At 45.0% G+C, this 23,030-nt stretch carries 13 protein-coding genes; 3 read left to right on the top strand and 10 right to left on the bottom strand.

Translation table 11 applies throughout. The annotated features are described in order from the left end of the window. Window positions 1–67: 67 nt before the first annotated feature. A complete protein-coding gene (locus tag QNO02_RS16170; protein WP_289389307.1) occupies window positions 68–7,384 on the bottom strand; it encodes a DUF5695 domain-containing protein in 7,317 nt (2,438 codons plus the stop codon). 295 nt (window positions 7,385–7,679) lie between these two features. Here QNO02_RS16170 and QNO02_RS16165 point away from each other — a divergent pair, with 295 nt between their 5' ends. Then, window positions 7,680–8,573, top strand: a complete 894-nt coding sequence (locus tag QNO02_RS16165; RefSeq protein ID WP_091029796.1) for a helix-turn-helix transcriptional regulator — start codon at window positions 7,680–7,682, stop codon at window positions 8,571–8,573. Window positions 8,574–8,709: 136 nt separating this feature from the next. On the opposite strand, the gene QNO02_RS16160 is transcribed toward QNO02_RS16165, so the two are convergent. The 5 genes from QNO02_RS16160 to QNO02_RS16140 all read right to left on the bottom strand — a co-directional run bounded on the left by QNO02_RS16160 (window position 8,710) and on the right by QNO02_RS16140 (window position 15,492). Next, window positions 8,710–10,695 carry a glycoside hydrolase family 127 protein gene (locus QNO02_RS16160; RefSeq protein ID WP_289389306.1) on the bottom strand — a complete coding sequence of 662 codons (1,986 nt, stop codon included), beginning with the start codon at window positions 10,693–10,695 and terminating at the stop codon, window positions 8,710–8,712. 616 nt (window positions 10,696–11,311) lie between these two features. Next, the gene (locus QNO02_RS16155; RefSeq protein WP_289389305.1) at window positions 11,312–12,295 is read right to left on the bottom strand and encodes a family 43 glycosylhydrolase; all 984 of its coding nucleotides are present in this window, start codon (window positions 12,293–12,295) and stop codon (window positions 11,312–11,314) included. A 28-nt stretch (window positions 12,296–12,323) separates the two neighbouring features. Then, the gene (locus QNO02_RS16150) at window positions 12,324–13,142 is read right to left on the bottom strand and encodes a carbohydrate ABC transporter permease (RefSeq protein ID WP_397352003.1); all 819 of its coding nucleotides are present in this window, start codon (window positions 13,140–13,142) and stop codon (window positions 12,324–12,326) included. 31 nt (window positions 13,143–13,173) lie between these two features. Then, window positions 13,174–14,070 (bottom strand): carbohydrate ABC transporter permease, encoded by an 897-nt coding sequence (locus QNO02_RS16145; protein ID WP_062834705.1) that lies wholly within the window; start codon window positions 14,068–14,070, stop codon window positions 13,174–13,176. 84 nt (window positions 14,071–14,154) lie between these two features. Next, window positions 14,155–15,492: an ABC transporter substrate-binding protein gene (locus QNO02_RS16140; RefSeq protein ID WP_289389304.1), complete on the bottom strand. Its 1,338-nt coding sequence runs from the start codon at window positions 15,490–15,492 to the stop codon at window positions 14,155–14,157. A 262-nt stretch (window positions 15,493–15,754) separates the two neighbouring features. Here QNO02_RS16140 and QNO02_RS16135 point away from each other — a divergent pair, with 262 nt between their 5' ends. Beyond that, complete coding sequence (locus tag QNO02_RS16135) at window positions 15,755–16,819, top strand: GntR family transcriptional regulator (RefSeq protein ID WP_289389303.1); 1,065 nt, start codon at window positions 15,755–15,757, stop codon at window positions 16,817–16,819. Between the two features lie 143 nt (window positions 16,820–16,962). After that, entirely contained in the window at window positions 16,963–17,295 is a 333-nt protein-coding gene (locus QNO02_RS16130) for a hypothetical protein (RefSeq protein WP_289389302.1), read from the top strand. A 484-nt stretch (window positions 17,296–17,779) separates the two neighbouring features. Here the strand turns inward: QNO02_RS16130 and ilvD are convergent, their stop codons facing one another. The 4 genes from ilvD to QNO02_RS16110 form a co-directional block, all read right to left on the bottom strand. Next, window positions 17,780–19,471 (bottom strand): dihydroxy-acid dehydratase, encoded by a 1,692-nt coding sequence (ilvD, locus tag QNO02_RS16125; protein ID WP_133384988.1) that lies wholly within the window; start codon window positions 19,469–19,471, stop codon window positions 17,780–17,782. A gap of 15 nt (window positions 19,472–19,486) precedes the next feature. Continuing rightward, entirely contained in the window at window positions 19,487–20,152 is a 666-nt protein-coding gene (locus QNO02_RS16120) for a GntR family transcriptional regulator (protein ID WP_289389301.1), read from the bottom strand. Between the two features lie 234 nt (window positions 20,153–20,386). Then, complete coding sequence (locus tag QNO02_RS16115) at window positions 20,387–21,991, bottom strand: extracellular solute-binding protein (protein WP_289389300.1); 1,605 nt, start codon at window positions 21,989–21,991, stop codon at window positions 20,387–20,389. Between the two features lie 132 nt (window positions 21,992–22,123). Next, the gene (locus QNO02_RS16110; protein ID WP_029880772.1) at window positions 22,124–23,014 is read right to left on the bottom strand and encodes a carbohydrate ABC transporter permease; all 891 of its coding nucleotides are present in this window, start codon (window positions 23,012–23,014) and stop codon (window positions 22,124–22,126) included. Window positions 23,015–23,030: the final 16 nt, after the last annotated feature.

Here is a 23,030-nt window from a genome sequence, read left to right as displayed (position 1 = left end):
GATGCACTCCCTAAAAAAGAAACCGACCTTGGTCCTGCAGAAACAGGACCAAGGTCGGTTTCTTTAATTATAGCTGCGAGAAAATCTTATACAGAACTTGAGCAGCTTCTGCTCTGGTTGTCGTTCCGCCAGGACTCAGGGTGACATTGCTTCGCCCGTTTATGAAACCCATTCTAACCATTCCAGCCATGTCATCAATTGCGTACTTTGCTACATTTGCCGCATCTGTAAATCTCTTGAGATCCTCAGCTGTACGGGTCTGCTCGGTTTTCCCAACTGCCCGCAAAGCCCGCATGGTCAGCACAGCCAAATCTTGTCTAGCAATTTCCATTTCCGGATAGAAGCTGCCGTTTGAACCCATGGCGATCCCGAGTGCTTTGGCGATTCCGATTTCCTCATAATAGAGGTCTGTTCGCTTCATATCACTGAAGGTGGTGTTTAACTCTGCTTTGAGATCCAGTGTCCTTACCAACCAAGCTAGATACTCACCTCTTGTGACCTTTTGCTCGGGACTAAAGCTTGTTGCTGATGTCCCGTCGATGAATCCTTTGGACGCCATTGTTTCAACCGCTGGTGCGTACCACGAATCCTTGATGACATCATTGAAGAACTTCTTCGTATAAACAACTGCATATTGACCTGTATTTGCCGCTGGAAAAACCATGGCTTGTAGAGCACTGTCGTATTTGCCATTCAGTAGCTGAACAAATGTACTATTTGCAGCCACGTACGAAACTGTAAGGTATTTGGAATTGGCCAATTCTTCAACATCAGGAGTATAAGGCAGTCTGATTTCAACCGGTGCATTCAAGGTTGCCATTTCTTCTCCATCTAATTGCACAGCGAATGCAATAATAGGTCTGCTGGCTATCACTGATTTTACATCTGAATGAAGCTTTACAGTATCTAGCCGGCTCAGTGACAGTTCCACATTTTTGGCACCTGATACATACTTCAGCAAATTAGAAGATACTGCAACGGTTCCAAATTCCGTATTAATCTCGATCTTGATGTTGGCATGCGCTGCGGTTAGTGCAGCTGCAGGAAGCTCAACCGCATAGGAATGGGCTCCCTCTGCTTTCGGAATGTCCACCATGATTGTTTTAATTTTACTGCTATTCGCCTTTACATGCTCCAGAGCCTTATTAAGGTCTTCCTGACGGATGGGTGCTCCTTTAGCTTTACCGGTTTTGGTATCCGTCTTTGGTGCCACAATCTTAATCCAATTCCCTTCGACTTTGATGTTTTCAGGAACCGGTGAAGGTGTGGTGACTGACACAGGTGCATCCGTTGACGAGGGTGTTTCCGTAGGCTTCGGATTGATGACTGGATTGCTGATAACGACAGTAAGGGATTGGCTTGCATAATGAGTTGCCGTCTCTTTATATCTTACTTCATAGATTCCGTTGCCAAGACCTGCAACCTCTGTGCCTGTGATCGCATTCCAGCTGCCAGCGTCCATTCCTACTAGCCGATATTCCATTGCAGGACTTACACCTGAGATCTTACCATCCTTGGCCCCAGCTGCACTGACATTTACAGCCTTGACCTCTGCACTGGACGGCGGACTTTGCTCCTGCTTGGTTCCGTCAGGCACAACGATCAGGATAGCAGGACTTGGATTGCTCATATCCGTCCCGGCGTACCGGAGCTCATATCTGCCGGCCTCGAGGCCTTCAATGCTGGATCCACTAACCGGCATGTAACCACCTTGATCCGCCTTTCGGTACTCCATATCGACAGTCACATTTTCAATTCTGCCATCATTCCCGCCTGCCGCTGTAGGCGGTGTAATGACGAGTCCTTCCGCTGTTGGTGCCTCTCTGTCTACCTTGGTTTCATTGCGAATGTCCACAGTTACCGGAGTACTTGCCTTTAGGCTGTCTGTGGCTGCATACCGGATCTGATAGCTGCCAGGCTCCAGATCGTTGATACTTGAACCTGAAACAGGTGTGTAGTCCTCTTCGCCCAGTTTCCGGTATTCCATCGTATCATTCAAACCCTCAATTATGCCTTTTATGCCGGTATCCGAATTGGCGTGTGAGATCACCCACCCACTCGCATCGGGTGCAGCCTGCTCCTGTGTCTGCCCTTCCGGAATAACGACTTCCTTATCCAGGCTGGCGCTCAGCGAACCGGTCTTCATATACCGGACATAATATTTACCGGCGGTGAGACCTGTGACCTCAATTCCTGCAATTGCAATATATTCTTCTTCGCCTTCCTTCTTATACTCCATTTCTGTTGTTACACCGATCAGTTTGCCGTCATCTCCATCAGGAATGGACGGTGCCACACCGGCCGGTGTTACTGGAGCCTCACGATTAGGAATGGGTATGGCCTGGTGAACTTCCCATTCCCATAGGCCTACACCGTTATCGCCTGCCCGCGATTGTTTGGTCAGGGTAACCCGCAGTGCTTTTACATTCAGCACCGAGTCAAACGTGTACGGATTGGAGGATTCCGCTGGAGTATGTTCAACCACTTTGATTCCCTCCGTAACCGTTCCCGCTGTTATCCATTCATCAGTTCCGCTATCCGCCGGGATGTAGGAATATACAATTTGGGTAGGCGGCTTGATTCCGCCGCCATCTGACCACAGCACCAGATTCGAACTCCGGATAGATGCACCCTGCGGCCATTCATATTGCACCCACTCCTCTGCGCCTTCATGACCCCAGGTTCCCCAATGCGAAATGTTGTTGCCATCTTTCTTTCCGTCGTTTACTGCCGCCAAACTCTCCCAAGGTGAGGTGTAGCTGGAAGAAGCATTCGCGAGGAAAGCCATATTGCCGTCATTCGGACTCAGCAGACGCAAATCCGTCAGCAACTTCTTGAGCGCTAGGGCAATTTCCTCGTCTGTGGCATTCATATTCTTGATCACAGCAGATGCTTCTGTCTTCGCTGCTTCGATTGGCGCAAGACCAGGATCTGCAAGGTTCGAAGCATTTAATGTATTTACATAGTTATAGACCTTGATCAGTTCTGACTTATCTACCGCTCCGGTATAGCCGTATACCTTCCATTCCAGAATACCGCTGCCATTAACGGAAGGCTTCATGTCCATACGAACACCTGTAATATAGGTGGGCTCAAAGGTCGTTGTATTGTATTTATTAAGTTCATTGCCCAATCCCTTTATGGCCCACGGGGTGTACCATTTCCCGTCTTCGCCGCGAAGCATTAGCTGCATATCCTTCGGGCGGAAGTTCCCGCCGCCGTCCTGGAAGACATATACATCCATAGAAGAGGCCAGGAATGGCTGATCCCATTCATACATCACCCATGCTGGATCTCCTTCTCTACCCCAGTTATGCCATGCACTGTTGGGGGCACCGCGGTTCGGCGAGAAATCTGCCGAGCTTTTAGGTTCAATGCCGTTATTCATCGCTTCCGGATATCCGTCGCCACCAGAGAAGCTAGCGGAAGCCTTGGCTGTCAGCGCCGCATTTTGTAGCTCAGTATTCACGACATGTACGGTAGCCCAAACCTCCAAAGCACTTCCATTGACCTTTCCTCTGGCTTCAAATTGGCCTACACTAGCATAGCTGCTTGGATCTATAGCATCCCAAGTGATTTCCTGCTCTAGATACCCTTCCTCTGACAGAATAAAGATTTGTCTAGGAAGTTCTGGTTCAATATCCTTTTTGGTGACAACGCTGAGTGCCCGGTAAACGTCAACGGTATCTTCCTTAATCTCTATCGTTATATCCTTGCTAGCCTTCTTGTCTCCGTCTGCCGCACTGAAGTTAAACGTGTAGGTGCCTGCCGTGCTTACACGCGCATAGGCTGCTGCTTTGTCACCATCCACAAATGAAATGTCCGCTGAACCTTCAGGCTTTTGCTTGACGGCCCAAGTGTACTTCAACTGGGGTTCTTCTGCCTCGCTATGCACAGGGTCAGGAATGGCCTCCCCGGACAATAATACGATACTGTTATTGGCAACATCCTGAACCGCTGTTACTTGGCCAATTGCTGGAGGCTGTTTATCCGGCGGTGAAGCCAGTTCGAAGATTACCTGGCCGGAGCCAGTCAGTTGTCCATCACTTGCGCTAAGCTTAACTGTATATGAGCCTGCTTTGGTACCCGTAGCCTGTGTAATACTTGCTTTTGGATGAGTAAAGGTTAGCTTGGCGCCTTCCGGGGCACTGACCACTTCCCATTGATAAGACAGAGTCCCTTTCGGCGCGCCATCATCGGTTACAATCCCATTCAGCATAAATGGAATCAACGCCTGTGAATGTTGTGTCGCCAGCTCTACAGTAATTTTCGGAGCTTCATTTTCGCCGCCGGCTGACTTTTCAATGATCAATTCAGCACGCTGCACGCTACCCATCTGAAACATAGCAACGCCTTCATTGTTCTGAACATAGAACTGTCCGGCAGCTGCACCATTCAGCTTCATGGTATAGTAGCCATTCTCGATCCCCACTCCATCAAACAAAATCCGTGAAGTATGCTCTTTTCCTGATGGATTCAGGAGCTGAAGTGTAAAACCCTTACCATCTTTTTGAATTTGAGCGCTTTCTACTTTATCACTTTCCAGCTCCAAATAGATTTTCTCATCGATCAGATTGATCCGTTTGCCGAAACCGTCTTTCGGCGTAATGTTGTAGCTGTCTCCTTCGTCACTCACCAGCGCTCCATAACCGAACAACCCGAATATCGGATCTGTAACAATATCAGAGCTGATGCTGAGAAGGGAACCATAGAGGCCTTCTTCCGATTCGCCCGAAAAATCATTCCAGCCGTTACTCATGACGCGAGAGCCGCCATCGTATACGTCCTTCGTACCTGTGCCTCCCTTATACATCGAATATCTCCAAGAGGTACTGCCAACTGAATTAGCCGAAATCTGTCCCATATTGACGGCATTGAAGTTCGAAATCTTCGCGGCATAATTTCGCTGCTGTGCAATGGCCTTCTGCTCCACCGATCTGCCATCATTCTCATACCTTAACCAGTCATCCATAATGTATCCTGCCAAAGACGCAGTATATTGGAAATTCCACCAGCCTTCACCGCCGCGGAAAACGGGCACGGAATAATGGAACCAGGTAGGCTGAATCCCGCGCATGGCACGTGTTTTCCAATCGGCCATTTCCATACTTTTCTCAGCTGCACCTGTAAGTGCGTCTGCTGGATAGTACGTGCGCAGTGCTTTCGCTGCTGCATAAGCCCCTTCTTCGCCAGTATTGTCATATTCAAATTCCGACCCGTAAGGATAAGTGGCTCTAGTCATATTCCGTCCCTTGTCGAGGGCGAACTTTTTCTGCAGATTGGCTGACTCGGTCTGCATCCCCTCTTCCTTCAGTGCTTCAATCATATGCGGGATTTGCTGCTCGCCATAGAATCCGATGGCCCCGGTGGAAACACGCTTATAGTAGATGTTATAAGCTTTCTCCAGATAAAACTGAGGCGATTCCCGGTACTCGATCAGATTAGGATAAGCCTTCTGAATCCGGTACATGTTGAAAAATCCGGTAGCTTCCATGATTTCGGAGAACGTACGTGTATAAGGTTTATCTTTGTCAGTGTACGCTCCAGAATCTTTCAGCCAGTTCGCAACGATGTAGCTATCCTGCGTATTCTTCATGTATCGTTCCCACATGAAGTCGATCAGGTATGTCTCGATAGAGCGAATTTCATCGGGACTTGGAGCCAGATAGTTCTTCATCGTCATGAAGTTGATGTTGTCATGGCTCCAGTCATCTCCCCAATGGCTTGTATTGAGATCCATGCCGCTTGAAAGATACCAGTCGAAATAGTTCCCGTAGGTGGGACTTTCCGGATCCTTATCCTGTGTTTGCTGGACCATGAATTCGGAATGGGCATCCGAGATTGCATCCAGCTCGGCTAGAACATTGAATTCAAATTGAGTGAATTTATCCACCCATTCGTTGCCGTCCTTCAGCTTATATTCGATACGCACGCTGTTATTGCCGATCGAATCAAACTGAAGCGAATAGATGTGATGCTGTTCCCCATTTAAGATCTTGGTCTCCACAAACTCAACCGACTCGTTGTAGTCAGGGTTTCCGCCAGGCAGTCCACGTCCAGCCCGCGAGTTGTCAACCATTTCCTTTCTGCTCTTCCCAGGCTTGATAACCGGAATATGCGCTTCGTCAAACGGATCATTCTCTGCCACATTTTGAATATCGATGGTTTGTACATCAACGATACTGTCGTCATAGTGCAGGTCTAGCTTGACAGGCATATTGATCGCTGTCTGGAAGCCCGGCACCGCTACTGCATCAATCATGCCTGATTTATATAGGATGGACCGCAGATTGGCTTCACGGTCTTCCATCGAGGTCGAACTGTTATTTGGGCTTTGGGCACTTTCCTGCGGCGTGTTGTCTCCTCCACGGACTGCTGAGAATTTGAACTTATATGTCTTGGACTCATCCGGTCCTAGGACGAGGCTGGAAGCATCAGTGAAGTATCCGCGTCCCGTTTTTTGGATTTCTTTGGAGTGAATATAGAGCACGTTCAGCCCCGGATACCAGCCGCCACTATCTCCTGTCCAGTTCTTAAAGGTGTCTGCAGCACGCCGCTCTCCTGCTTCATGCATCCAATAATCTACATACTCGATTCGAGCGCCGCTCTCCGGCACCGGAGTGAAGAGCATGAAGTTCCCCTCACCACTGGTGCGGATGGCATAAGAATACCCACTGTCAGCACCTGCGAAATTATGCACCGTCACACGGTCATCATAGGTATCGGATAAGGTCTGGTATTTGTTGTTCCAAGGCATCGGCAAGCCGATATCCCCGAATTCGATATACTGATTGCTTTTGTTCTTCACCGTAATTTCCCAAAGCATTGAACCATCATCGGTCTCCATATCAAAAACGGATTTCACATCGAAGCCCTTCATTACCCGCTGGTCTGTAGAATTTAGGTTCTGTCCAATAAAGTTGACTTCTACCTTCTTGCCGTCTGCTGATGCGGTCTTGTTCATATAGGGGTTATCCGGATTAATGGTCGAATATTGTGTAGAGCCACCGGCAGCCAATGTTTTATTGGTATCAACTTCTACAAAGCCGTCCCTGTTATCAGGGAATTGTCCATTGGCACCCGTACGGTAAGAGAAGATCATTCCCCCCATCCATTGGTGCTGAGTACCATTCTGCGGCGATGTAGTATTAGGCAGGACGAAATTGATTGGCTTCCCCTGTTTATTGGTAGGATTGTTGTTGATATAAAGCTCCTCAATCTGACCTAAGTCGCCAACTTTGGCCAACAGGCTGGCGTTGGAGATACCGGTCTTTACCGCAGCCGTCGCGGCCGCAGGCAAAGCGCTAACCTGCAGCGGCAGACTTGAAAATGTCAGGAGCAGCGCGATCATGAGCGGCTTCCACTTCTTCGAAATCATTGTCATTATAACCTCCTGTATATATGTGATCATATCCATTAGGGGTTTAATTCTCTTAAACCGGCAAGTATAGTTTCTTCTACGAAATACCTTTGACCGATCCATCGAAAATGACGTTCATTCTTTCGTCTAAAGTAGAATCTCTAAAGAGTGAAGATTAGGTTCTAAACCTGAATCCGTTGAAGGTTAAAACTGAATTTCGTAAGCGCTTTATTTTCTATGTTACTTGCTGTATCATAAAAAATAAATGCTCGATGCCAACATGAATTTTAAATATTTCAACCTGTTCGGAGGTGCCGGATTGGACTCGCCCATCCTTCATTTCATCACCCCGCCCATTCCCTATTTTATTGATTGCGGCCGTGCTTGTTACGAAGCCGGTGAATATCACATTAGCCGGAGTGACATCGGTGTCTTTGATCTAATTGTTGTTACACGCGGTTCGCTCGCCATTAGCGAGAACGGGACAGAATGGCTTCTGAACCAAGGAGAAGCACTGATCCTTAAGCCGGATGGACATCATTACGGCAGCGCAGCCTGTAAGGCGGAAACGGAAATGATCTGGATTCATTTTCAAACCTTTGGCAGCTGGAGAGAGTCTGCCAACATGGACGAATGTCTCGCCAATCAAGCCGAACTAATTGAGACACATAAGGTGAGCGCATATCTGAACCACTGTGATGTCTGTTCCATCTTCATTCCCAAACATTTGCACATTGCAATCAAAGATATGGAACTTCTGGAGCATTTCTCTCAGCTTGATCAGGAGCCTCAGTCCATGCGCAATTGGAAACGACAGGCGACCTTCCAGCAATTTATGCAGCATCTGGATCTTGGGCTGTCTTCACTGTCAGACGTTGCCGCAATCCGGATTGCCGAGAAAGTTGAACTCTACATCCGCCACAATTACCCGCTACCGATCTCCAATCCGATGCTGCAAAAGGAACTCAACTACCATCCAAACTATCTCGCACGCAGCATGCTGAAAGTGTATGGCATGACACCCATGGAATATCTGCTGCATTACAGAATCGAACAGGCCAAAAAGCTGCTGTTGCAAACCGCCTGGTCCGTTGCTCGCATCGCCGAAGAGATCGGCTTCAATCATGTATCCTACTTCTCTTCCTGTTTCTCGAAAAAAGAGGGCATCTCTCCTTCCAACTTCCGCAGCAAGTTTACCAACTCAGATAAATAAACTGACTCAATCAGAACTGATGCCGTGAAAAAATGTCCGCTCATCAAAGATCGCGTTATCCTACAGCGCGTATTGTGGGTCTATCGCGCGCTGTCCTTTTGCATACTTTTTTACAGCAGCACTAGTAGACTTCTTTTTATTCACTTTCGCGAATCCAAACGCTCATTTCTCCTTCATCCCGATTGGCCCAAGTGAAGTAAGGAATGAACCGAAGCTCGGCAGGCTGTGTATCCCAGTGAACATCACTGCGATACAGATGTATTCCCCAGTCTTCTTGGGATACGATTCTCTGCCCAATAGTTGTAAGAGCCGGAACCCCCAGAGGCATCTGTTCCCCGCTACCGATATGAAACTTGGCATCCCGGGGCAGCTGAATGCGATGCAATCCGCGGCCATTGTCGACTTCTTCGAGACAGTACATAAACGGTCCCCGCTGGATGGCTACTTTTCCGAAAGTGGCTTTGATGTGATCATGCCCTTTCATCCGCAGCAACTCCATAGGGAAGTGAAGTTTAATCTCATCACCGGCTTTCCACGAACGGGTCACTTTTATGTAACCGTATTCAAAAGTAAAACCATCTTGTTCGCTCTTCTCCCCATTAATCCACAGCTCGGGAATCTTGCACCAGTCCGGCTTTCTCAGAGCTATCGTAAACTGCATTCCCTCTGGGGAATCGGGCCGAACGATCAGCTTCACATCTCCAGTGGAGGTATAGTCAGAGTCCATGGTTACGGCTGCTCTCCTACCCTCAAGTGTGAATTCCCCATCCCCTCCGATGTACAATTGTACATACAACGTAGCCTGTTCCACAGCCGGGGTATATACATATTGATCCAATGAGGCAATTAATCGCGCAATGTTCGGCGGACAGCAAGCACAACCAAACCACCCTTGCCGGCGTGTTCGCACGTGGGCATAATTAGGATTCACACGTTGCATCTTCGGATCGACTTCAAGCGGATTCACATAGAAGAAACGTTGACCATCCAGAGACATTCCACTAATCACCGTGTTGTACAGGGCTCGCTCCATAACGTCTGCGTACCGGCTATCCTGCTCCATCTGCAGCATGCGCTTCGCCCAAAAGATCAGGCCAATTGAGGCACAGGTCTCTGCGTAGGCGGTATCTCCAGGCAGATCATAATCGCCTGTAAATGCTTCTTCTTTGGCTGATGAACCAATGCTTCCCGTAATGTACATTCGCTTGCTTACGATGTTGCTCCACAACCGTTCACAGGCTTCTTTCAGCGATGTATCCTCCTTCTTCGCAGCTACATCTGCCATAGCCGCGCACATGTACACCAGTCGAACCGAATGGCCTTCTGCTGTCGACTGCTCCCTAATAGGCAGATGGGACTGGGAGTACGTGTGTCGGTGAACCATATCCAACTCTCCAAAATGTATGGTACGGCCCCTTTTCTCCCATTCCTCTACAAAAAAATGCGGACTCGCTCCCCGCTGATCCAGAAAATAACGGCTCAGTTCCAGATATTTCTCTTCTTTTGTCGTCTCATACAATTTGAAGAGTGCAAGTTCAATCTCCTGATGTCCATCATAACCTGGCAATTGTTCCGGCTCTGTACCAAACACGGTGCCTATATGATCCGCCAGGCGAATAACCACATCCAGCAGCGTGCGTTTGCCCGTGGCATGATAGTACGCTACACCAGCCTCAATCATATGTCCTGCACAATAAAGTTCATGACACTCGGCGAGGTTCGTCCATCGCGCCCCAGGTTCACGCAAGGTGAAGTACGTGTTCAAATAACCATCGGCTTGCTGTGCCCGAGCTATGGTCTCAATAACAGAATCCACGAGGACTTCCAGTTCCGGGTCGGGCTTCGCGGAGAGCAGGTACGAAGCTGCTTCAATCCATTTCGCAACATCGCTATCCTGAAAAACCATGCCATAATGAACGCCCTCTTTATCCCCAGCAGCAATGCGGAAATTCCGAATGGCCCGGCTTGGTTCAGCTCCTTCGATACGGTCATTGAGCGCTTCCCATTGATAAGGAACAACTACGTTGCGGACCAGTTCAATATAATGCGACCAGAATGGATCATTGATTTTATGGCTATAACCTGATATCTGTGGATGGTGCGGGACGTCTGGCTTTGTCATGGGAACCTCTCCTAGTTCTTTTTTGATAAGCTTATTTTACAAATCATTACATCAGGTTGAAATCATCATTTCCAACTGAAATTTACATAATTACAACCTTGTTCATATGCTGACCTTGTAACAAATCAGAAACTTGCCCGTTACAGTTCCTCTCGCTATAAGTGACTCAAAGCCCGTTTTTGTATCTTATCGAGTTGTTTGTCCCATAAGAAATTCGAATACTGTGCAGAATTTATGCTGCCTGTTAAGATTTAAATTACATCTTATTCTTTAGATGTACTTCTTAACGGTAATAGGACAATGTTCTTGTCCATTCCGGCAATCGATAGAAGCTCTTGTCCTTGGCACGGAATAAAACTTGTACCGATAACATAAAAAAAGCCGCCGATCCTATTGATCAGCGACTGTTTTTATTTTTTTTGATATGATTTTCCGGGATAACTGGAGCGGCAATTTTTAAGGCAACTTACCACTACTTGTATTACGGTTCGACGTATTATCTGTTGAACGAAGTCGAAGGCACCCAGTAAGGTGCCTTCGATGTTCTAACTGTCTCTCTTTGGCAAGTTGGATAAACGAACTTAAATCCATCAACCAACCTTGTTGGGACACTCGTTCACTGTACAGAACGTGCAAGTGCTGCAACAGAGCCGCGGAAATCGGGTTTGCCGTCAGCCGTCCACAAAAGCTCCGTCACAAATGTATGGCGATTCGGATCGTACAGCGGATCTCCTATAATGTTCTTGTACGTTCTTGCGTGGAACACAAATAGCGTCTTTTCGTCGACCTCTGACACCATGAAGGAATTATGACCGGGACCATACATTGAGATGCTCTCATCTGTCGAGAGAACCGCTGTTTGCGACTTGCGCCATGAGGTGGCATCGAGCAAATCAGCATCCGCATCGGCTTCAAGCAGGCCCATGCAATAATTGAAATCGGTAGCGCTAGCCGAGTAAGAGAGGAATACCCGATTACCCTTGCGAAGAAATGCCGCGCCTTCGTTCACTTTATAACCAATGATTTCCCAGTCATATTCCGGCAGCGAAATCATCGTTTGCGGTCCAGTCAGCGTCCATGGATTGCTCATTTTGGATATATACAGATTAGAATTACCTTCGATATTCGGATCCTTTTGTGCCCATACGTAATAACGGCTGCCATTATGCTCAAAGGTAGTGGCATCGAGGGCGAAGCTTTCCCATTCGGTACGAACCTGCCCTCTTTCCATCCAACTGCCTTCGAGCGGATTGGTATTTTCATTCTCTAGCACGTACATCCGATGGTCGAACAAGCCTTCATTCGTTTCCGTCGTGTGTGCGGCAGCGAAATACACGTACCATTTGTCATCAATAAAATGCAGTTCGGGTGCCCAAATATTGGCACTAAGGATACCAGTCTCGCGCTTTCTCCAGATCACTACAGGAGTTGATGTAACAAGCCCCTCAAGGTTCTGGGCTCTACGGATTTCAATCCGATCATACTCCGGAACGGATGCTACGAAGTAATAATAACCGTCCGAATGTCGGTAAATAAAAGGATCAGCTCTCTGCTCAATTAATGGTTGAATGACGTGTGAAGCTCGTTGTTGAATTTCCATCTTATCACCTGTTTCATCATAATATATACTACCCCTTAACAGCACCTGCAGTCATACCGTCTATGAAATATTTCTGGAAAGCAATAAATAGTATGAAAATTGGAATGATGGAGAAGAAGGAGCCCACAATCAATAGGTCATAGTTATTGCCATAAGGAGTTAACAACGTTTTCAAACCGATTGGAAGTGTATATTTACTCTGATCTCCGAGCACCATGAATGGCCACAATAGATTATTCCAGCTATTCATACCATTCAGAATGGCCATTGCTGCAAAGGATGGCTTCATAATCGGCATAATTAGTCTGAAATAAATCGCATACTCGTTTGCGCCATCAACCCGCCCAGATTGAATAATCTCTTTGGGTATGCTTCGTAGATACTGCCTGAAGAAAAATATCGTCGCGGCATTGGCTATACCGGGCAGAATGATTGCCGAATAGCTATTCACCATTCCCAAATCATTAATTAGGCTGTACAAAGGAACCAGCAGTATTTCGAAAGGCACCATCATAATGAGCAAAACACATATAAAGAGGAAGTTCTTACCTTTAAAATGATATGCTGCAAAACCATATCCAACAAATGCGCTTACAAAAAGTGTTAAAACCACTTGAACGATTGTTAAAATCATACTGTTCCAAAACCACACAAAATAATCATGTTGTCCAGTAAACAGATAGATGAAATTATCAAAACTCATGATTTCAAAATCCAAACTTAGGTTAAGACCATATCTAACTAATGATTCACCGGGTTTAAAGGAAGATAGGGCCACTGCGTAGAATGGGATCATAATTATAACGAATAGTATAATGAATAAACAAATAATTACTATTCTAGAGATGAAATCACTCCTCGTCTGACTTCTGCCCACTTTAATCCTCCTCCTTTTTGAACATTCCACTAAATTTCAACTGCGTTAAATTGATAACCATAGCAATGACTAACAGAACGATTCCAACTGCAGCTGCGTAACCCAGCTTATTCTGCTCAATCCCTTGTCTATACAGGTATCCAACAATGGTTAAGCCAATATTTTTGGGTGAATTGTTACCGTTAAACATCATCAGGCTCTCGGTAAACATGGCTAAACCTGCATAAACACTAATTGTCGTAACATATACCGTGGTCGGCTTCAATAATGGCATTGTGATCGTTCTAAACTTCTGCCAAGCAGATGCCCCGTCAATTGAAGCAGCCTCATAATACTCATTGTCAATGCTTTTCAATCCGGATAGATAGTAAAGCATATTAACACCTGTCCATCTCCAACATGCGAGGATTAACAGTGCTGCCATACTCCAATTTCCGTCTTTCAAAAATTTAATAGGCTCTATACCAAATAGACCTAGGAAACTATTCATTAATGAACCTTCCATTTCACCGAATGTAAGGCGGAAAATGGTACCCGCAACTGCGACAGAAGTCAATGCAGGGAGAAAGAACGAAGATTTAAAAAATTCTCTTCCCTTCATTAACTTACTGTTGATCATAACGGCGAATAACATAGGAAAAGGAATTAACAGCACTAAGGTTCCTAACATGTACACAACGCTATTTTTAATAGATGTCAAAAACACTTTATCAGTAAGTAATTTCGAATAATTCGCTTCACCAATCCATTTAGGATCCTGTCCTAACATTCTATCTTGAAAGCTCATTACGAATGAATTTACAAGTGGAAAAAACCAGAATATCAAAAATATAAGTATAAATGGCAATACAAAAACATAAGGCGCAACTTTTTGAGAGTATACAAATTTCTTTATCATATTCTCAATCTCCCTTGACTAAGGTTAAACCTGCCGACCACTATACCTGCCGACAGGTTTAATCAAATCATTTACTTATTATATTTATTTCAATTCTTGTTCAATTGCTGCTTGTGCTTCATCCAAAGCTTCCTTCACGTCTTGGCCATCTTCAAAGATAGCATTCAAAGTTACCGTATTGAGTATATTGCCGATGGTTGGTGAGGCTTTAACGGACTTAATCGCTCTAATTTCGTCCTTGATTTCATTCAAAGTATCAAATGCATTTGTTTTAAAGTATTGGACGTATTCATTATCAGGGTTTTTCGTAACTGCATCATCTTTCCATACTTCCATGTTAATTGGGTCAAATCCAAGTGTATTCCAGATTTCAGTAGTAGCTTCTTTCGAAAGCTTAGCAAAAGCTACAAATTCTTTTGCCAACTGAACGTCTTTACCATTCTTAGTAACAACTGTGCCAGTACCGCCTAAGCCAACGGAACGAGGATTACCTTCTTCAAATACAGGCAATGGAGCTATTGCATACTTACCTTTAAGGTCTTTCATTTCGTTTACAAAGCGGGACATGTACCATTCAGGCATCAATGCACTTGCGTAGTTGCCTTTGTTGTATTCGCCTTTTGCTTCTTCTGTGTCGGGTTGTCCGCCAGGGATCGTATGAATAACATTGTTCTTCTGCAGATCGACTAACATTTCATACGCTTTAATCATTTCAGGCGAGTTAACTTTTGGATTACCATTTTCATCTGTAAAATCAGCGTTTTGCTGAGCTAGTAGCAGCGATGCTTGCCACGTAGCTGATGTATCAGCAGTACCTAAGTACTTGCCAGTCTTTTCATAAACCTTGATACCTGCTTGTTTGTAATCTTCCCACGTTTTAATTGTCTTGTAGTCAACACCTGCTTGCTCGAGAATTTCAGTATTGTAGAAAGCAAGCGTCGCACCTACGTGATAATCGAATCCATAAACCTGTTCGGCTTTGGAATAAATCTCGACACGTGAAGGAACAACAACGTCTTTGTATGGTGTAAATACATCATTCAAAGATTCCAGTGGAACGTTGTCACCTTCCAAGAATTTAGGAAATTGACCAAGCTCAATATCCGCGATATCAGGAGCACCTTTTCCGCTTGTAACTGCCAATAAGAGCTTGTTGTGCATATCATCGTAAGGCATAACCGTTACATTCAACTTAATCTGTTTGTCTGGGTTCTGTTGGTTCCATAACCCCAGCATTTTATCCAAATGCTTGCCGTGCAAATCTACGAATGTCCAAAATGATAATTCTGTTGCATTCTCACCGGCATTAGCGCCTAATTGCTGCGTTTCCGTTTTTGAACCGGAAGGATTACCACATGCAGTAAAAACAAGTGACATAATAAGGAGTGTAACGATGGAGATTAAAGCACTACGTTTTTTCATTTGTTCGTCATCCTCTCTTTTTTTGTTATGCATTTGAAAAGTCGGCTGACTAGTTAGTTCTGTTAATTTAAGCGGTTTCAATACACCTTGGCACCACCATCCTTAACATAATTCTAACCTTTCAAAGAAAAGACCCCTTCGCAACAATTTCTCAGATTCCATATTGTAAGCGCTTTACATGCCGTATTATAATATATATGAAATAAGCTTTATATAACCAATTGATTATAAAATCATAAAGTTTATGGGGAGATGCTACTCTTTGAAAAAGCTGGCGCTCTACAAACAAATTCGAGAAAACATTATACAGAAAATTAAATCAGGGCAACTTCGGCCAACGGATCGCATTCCTTCTGAGCAAGAACTAATGGACGAATTCAGAGTAAGTAAAATTACCGTCAAGAACGCCCTAACCCTACTAGCTGACGAAGGATTAATTATACGCGTACAAGGCAAAGGCTCATTCGTCTCTTCTAGTCTTGTTGTTTCTAGTATCAATTTCTCGCCATCCCCATGCAGCGCGTCCTCCATGCCGCTCATTGGCTTCATCATTCCGACGATGAGAACCCGTGTCATTCAGAAGCTCGTTGACTACACGGAACACTTTCTGCAAGAAGCCGGCCTCAGCATGGTACTAAGCATCACGCGCGAGTCCTCCTCTATCGAATCAAACGTCATTCGTACACTAACGGAGCTCGGTGTGAAGGGGCTGATCGTTTTTCCAACAGAAGATGAGAAGTACAACGAATCATTACTGCGTCTGTCGCTCGATAAATTCCCGTGTGTGTTCATCGACCGCTATCTGCGCAACATTGAGACGTACACCATTACATCCGACAATTACGGCGGTGCGTATAAGGCTGTATCCCATTTGCTATCCAAGAGTCACCAGCAGATTGCGCTCATCTCACCTGAAAATGCCAATACAGCCGTCGAGGACCGCACGCTCGGCTTCGAGCAGGCGTACACAGATCAAGGCATCTCGATTGACAAGAGCTTGTGGTGTCACATTCCTCTCGACATTCTACGTAGCGAGCAAGCATTGGACTATGTAAGCAACTTCTTGCAGAACCACAGTGGAATTTCGGCAGCCTTCTCCTTGACTGAAGAAACAGCACGCCTTACATCCGCCGCGATCAGTCTTCTGAACGATCACTCAAATATCGATTTACTATCTTTCGATAATCCACATCTTTCAGGCGTAGCTTATGTGCAGCAAGATGAACAGGAAATGGCACGAACAGCCGTAAAGCTGTTATGTGAACAGATGGAAGATATTTATTCTCCTAAGAACGCCGTCATCCCCGTGGAACTCATCTTCCCTTGACACTAATCTAAACTCAACTCTTTGCTTTTATGTTTAAATCAGGTCTTATTTTTTGTTGTAATGCGCTAAACTGAGATCTGAGGATTTAATTCCAGTCCTATATTTTGCTTTTAAACTTCAATCCTTTTATGGCGTTTATCTCTATGACCTTTGAATTAGAGAATAAAAAAAGATGTCGATCTTTATCAGACCAACATCTTCTAGCTCGCTTTCATCCCAAGAATCCCATCATTACTAAACCATATGTTCATGAAGACGTTGCTGTCGCTTTTGAGAACGTGAAGCGGGATGATGATTATGCCATTAAGCTTGGTTGGACTCACATCATCATCGCGCATCTAATACGCGAAATTGAATTTGAACAAGTACAGCAACTTCCCGTACAGGACTTATCCAAGAAGCTGATGGAATACTTAGCAACACATTTCACCGAACCCATCACCCTAATGCTGGTCAAGAAGCTGGAGATCCTCTAAAGGCTGCAGAATCAGCTTCTAGCATTAAAAATATTTTTATACTGAACAAGTATCTTGACTCTAAAATGGTTATGAGCATATTTGTTTACAAGCGGTACAGCACTAAGCAGATAATCTGCAGTTAATTGTGGGTTTCCAACTCCGTTGTGTAAGGCTGGAACACATGGTATAACAATAAACAAACATGTACTAAGAAAAAAACAGCCAGCGTATAATCAAAAATTCATATGGCAAGGAGTGTATCTATATTCCGTTCCTCAGTTAATATGAGTATAGTCACCGGCAACAAGAACTTGTACCGATAAAACAAAAAAAAGCCGCTAATATAGCGACTTTAATGGGAACATGTCTTATCCCTCGAAATCGTCTAATAAACTCAGTACACAGCCCATTATTAAACAAAAAAAACCCCCTTTAATTTTCAAATAATGAAACTAACGGGGGTATAAAAATTTAATCTTTACAAAAAGTATTCTTTATTTGTTTATTCCATCAAATCTGTTACTGCCCCTTTAGAAGCGGAGGAAACTAATTTAGCATATTTGGCAAGTACACCGGATTTCACTTTCAGTGGCGGTTGTACCCAAGCTTGCGCTCGAGCGGCCAACTCTTCTTCTGGCACTTCAACCTTAATTTCCTGAATGTCGCTATCAATGGTGATAATATCTCCATTTTGGAGCAAAGAGATCGGTCCACCTACTTGTGCCTCAGGGGATACATGGCCGACTACAAATCCATGCGAGCCACCCGAGAACCTACCATCTGTTATGAGAGCAACTTTCCCACCGAGACCTTTCCCTACAATGAGTGCTGTAACGGAAAGCATCTCAGGCATACCTGGTCCACCCTTCGGTCCACAATAGCGTATGACCAATACGTCCCCTTCTTGAATTTCATCATTCATGATCGCTTCTGTCGCTTCATCTTCGCTATCGTACACCTTTGTCGGTCCGGAAAACTGTTGTATCTTCATGCCTGACATTTTGGCAACAGCGCCTTCAGGAGCTAGGTTTCCTCGAAGCACAACCAGTGGTCCATTTGGTTTAAGCGGATTATTGAGTGGACGTATAATCTCTTGATCATTCTGAAGTGGAGCAGCTTCCGCTAAATTCTCCGCCAACGTTTTACCAGTTACGGTGAGGCAATCCCCATGAAGTAATCCCTCAGCGAGCAATAGCTTCATTACCCCGGAAACACCACCAATATCATTCAAATCCTGCATGACATACTGACCACTTGGCTTCAGATCTGCCAAATGAGGAACACGCAAGCGAATTCGTTCAAAATCATCCAAGGTTAAATCCACTTCTACGGAGTGCGCAATAGCTAGCAGATGGAGAAATGCGTTGGTTGATCCCCCTAGAGCCATAACAACGGTGATCGCATTCTCAAATGCTTTCTTCGTCATAATGTCTCTTGGGTAGATTTCCTGTTCAAGAAGTGAGATGACCTGCTTACCGGCTGCTTCGCATTCCAATGCTTTATCCGCTGAGATAGCTGATGTCGAAGAAGAACCAGGCAAACACATACCCATTGCTTCTGCAGCTGCGGCCATCGTATTAGCGGTATACATCCCCCCACAAGCCCCTGGACCTGGACAAACACTGCATTCGACCTTATGCAATTGTTCATCTGTTATTTTTCCATCTTGATATTGCCCAACGGCTTCAAAAGCTGAAACGATATCCACTTTTTTACCGTCGAGATTACCAGGTTGAATGGTTCCTCCATATACATAAACGGAAGGAATATTCATCCGTCCAATAGCCATCAAACATGCAGGCGTATTCTTGTCACACCCACCGATTGCAACAACGCCGTCAAAACGCTCGGCTCCGGTCACAATTTCAATCGAATCAGCTATAGCTTCCCGACTTGGTAGCGAGAACAACATCCCGCCATGCCCCATCGAGATCCCATCAGAAACGGTAATCGTATTAAAAATTAGTGGAGCACCGCCGTTATTACGTGCGCCCTGCTTAGCTTGCACCGCTAAATCATTGATGTGCATATTACACGGTGTTACTTCACTCCACGTACTTGCTATTCCGATCATTGGCTTTTTAAAATCCTCATCTTGAAATCCAACTGCACGCAGCATCGCTCTGTTCGGTACCCGGTTAGCACCTTCACTGATTACCTTGCTTCGAATGCGAAGATCTTTTTTATTTTCCATGTTTCTTCCCTCATTTCAAAGTATTTCGTTCAGTTCCTGCATCGGTCGAATAAAATTTTGTTTCATTAAATTATGGGCATCGTTGCTATTTTTGCCTTCAAAAGCTTTAATAATCTGATCATGTTCTTCAACTGAAGCTAGTGTAGCCGTAATAGGTTGTTTTAAAAATACGTATTTAAATCGCCTAATGTGAATCTGAAGAGATGTATTAAATGTAGCTACATAAGGATTATCTGAGAGCTCCACAATATGATTATGAAATTGCTCATCCACCTCCATAGCCTGATAAACTTGTCCATTTTTAATAGAACTTGCGAATTCCAAATTTATGGATCTTAGTTTCTCGATCTGTTCTGGAACAATAATTTTGGCAGTGATTTCAGCAGCTAAGGCCTGAAGAGCAGCCATTGTTGAATACATCTTAAAAATATCGTTTTTCTCAATATTCGTTACTTTTGTTTCTTTTCCTGGATGCATGGACACGAGGCCTTGAACTTCGAGTAACTGAAATGCCTCCCGAATCGGTGTCCGGCTGACTCCAAGCGATTCAGCCATTTCCGCATCAATAAGCTTTTCACCTGGTTGCAGTGTTCCATCAATGATCCATCGCTGAATCTGAGAAAACGCTCTTTCTTTTGCGGACATACGGACTGGTAAGGAAAAATCTTTAGGAATTGGCATTGTTTTCATCCTCATTACAATTATTCTTATATGCAATATATCGCATACACAATCGAGAAGCAATTATTATTTCATTTTTTACTCACTCCATTAAGGACAAAAAAACATTGCATTGCCGTACCCCATCTATTTTATCCCAATAAAAACCCGTTAATCTCATCAAATCACAGATTAACGGGTTTAAGAAAACTTAGGTTTTTTGATATAAGCGTTTATTTATAAGTTGATTTCCAATTATTTCGAAGACCACAGTTCCATACGCTGAGCATATTTCTCATTAATGATATCTTCCACTTTTTCATCGCCAGCCTTCTTCATATCCTCCAGCATCTTGTCAAATACAGAGTTAGCTTCAGCTTCACTTGGGGCAATAATGGCTCTCGTAATGCTCTGATCCATAATATCCTTCACTTTCTGGGCCGTCAGCGCTTGAGGTGTTCCCCCATCCGGATTCAGGTTGTCATACTGTGCTGTATCCCATACGGAATCGCCCAGACTCTTAATGGCCAGTTCATCCACTTCACTGCGCTGGAATTTAACCGCCATGTCATACGGCTGTCCGTTCGGGTCCAGACCATTTTTGATAAACCATAACCATTTGCGAACGCCGCTTTTCTTCACCGTATCATCCCAATTATCCTTGAAGCTTTGCAGGAATTCAGGTTTCGGTTGTCGCTTGCCATCCACCATGGTGTACTGTTCGCCTTCCTTGCCCCACAGCAGCAAATGCTGTCCTTCATCACTCGCCAGATAATTAAACAGCTTTATCGTTTCTTCCGGGTGTTTGTTGTTTTTGGTAATTGCGATCGCATCCCATCCAAGCGAACTTCTTGGACCAAACGTCGTTTGAGCCGGATCTACACCTGGAGCAACAACTTTGTAAGCAAAGAGTTGATTCTTTTCCCCGCCGTCCTTCTTCAGGGCCGCATTCCCGTTCCCCGGGTCCCAATATGCACCTGGGGTAGCGAATACCGCTCCAGTCGTCAGCTTTTGAATCCAGGTCTGTGTTTTGCTGATCGCAAATTCCTTTTCGATCAGACCTTCTCTATATAAGCGATTCATATATAACAGCATTTCGCGATATTTGGGGTCCTTGACATCATATTGCAGACGTCCGTTGTTGTCATAATACGTTTTTAAGCCCCACATGCCTTTGAATGTTCCCAGATTTGCGCCCATGTTCTCCCCGTTCATCGTCATCGGAATGGACTCTTTGCCATCAATCGTATTGTATTTCTCTTTAAAATTTTTCAGGAGTGATTCGAATTCATCTGTTGTGAGTGGCTGTGAACCATCTGCTTTATCCGGAAGGAACTCTTCCAACAGACTCTGTCTCATCAGCATACCGAAGACCGGATCACTGTCGAGTCCATACCAGTTTGCCAGATAGTAGTTCTTGCCGTCAGTATTACGTGTTTTGGTCAAGGTGTCTCCGTACATTTCTTTCAGATCAGAACCATATTTCTCAATTAACTCATCCAGTGGAATGAATGCCCCGCTTGAAATGTATTTGTCTAAGGAAGCATCTCCCCGGCTCATGACTACCACATCCGGATAGTCCCCACTGGCGAGCATCAGGCTCAGTTTTTCTGTTGGGTTACCTGTTGGCTGTTGGATGGAGATCTCTATGCCCGTCTTTTTGGTAATTTCCTGGGCAACTGCATCGGTAAATGGTTCTCCTTTGGTATTGCCATCAAACCAGGTCAGCGTAATCGGGCCTTGTTCCCCATCTTTACCTGCTGTTTTGTTCTCCCCATCGTTAGAGGAGCAGCCCGCTAACAAACCAACGACTAATGCAGCAGTCATACCCATCGTAATCCATTTTTTTGTCTTTATCATTGACACCCTGATTCCTCCCAATGAATAAATTCCTAAAGTGCATGATCGAGCAATTACAAAACAATCTTGGCCCACCCCCTTTCAGGAGAGGTCGCAGGACGAGTCCGTCCCACAACCGGATCATGGAATCGCTTAACTCTTTACCGCTCCCAAAGTCATACCTTTAACAAAGTACTTTTGCAGGAACGGATACACCATCACGATCGGTAATGTGGCTACCATCGTAGCAGCCATTCGAATGGTATCGCTGGAAACGGCATTTCGTTTGGCCGAGTTGGCCAGCATTTGCGTTTGCGAAATCATGCCACCGGTCTGAAACTGATTTAATATTTTCACGAGCACGGCTTGCAGAGTCTTCAGATCCGAACTATAGGTGAACGCATAGGAATCAAACCACGCATTCCAATGCCCGATCGCTTGAAAAAGTCCCACTGTTGCAAGTACAGGTGTTGTCAGCGGCATCACAATTCGGAAGAAAATGGTCAGATCGTTAGCCCCGTCTACCCTCGCCGATTCTTCAATCTCATGGGGTAGCTGTTCCATGAAGGTACGGACAATGATCATATAGAAGACATTCATCAAACTTGGCAAGATGAACACCGAAAAGGTATCAATCATATTCAGCGCCTTAAGCACCATGTAGAACGGAATCAGTCCGCCACTGAAATACATGGTAAAGATAAAGTACAGGTTCCATCCTTTGCGACCAATTAGATTCCGCCGACTTAGCGGATACGCAAGCATCGTAATGACGAGAACCGATAGCGGTGCGCCAATCAGCGTTCGTTTGACGGTTACCCACAGCCCGTTTAAAATCTCGCTATCTTTCAAAATCTGCTGATAGCTGTCCAAGGTCAGATCTCTGGGCCACAGATAAACGCCGCCTCGCACCGTATCCTCCGCGCTGTTCAATGAAAGAACGAGTATATTCCAAAACGGAAGAAATGTAACCAGTAATACGAGAATAAGAATGAAATATACAATAATTTTGAAAATACGATCCCCGAATCGGTTCAGAATCATTACAAGCGCTCCCCTC

The organism is Paenibacillus sp. PK1-4R (genome assembly GCF_030369595.1).
Lineage (GTDB): Bacteria > Bacillota > Bacilli > Paenibacillales > Paenibacillaceae > Paenibacillus.
This window is presented reverse-complemented; position numbering and strand designations above follow the sequence as displayed.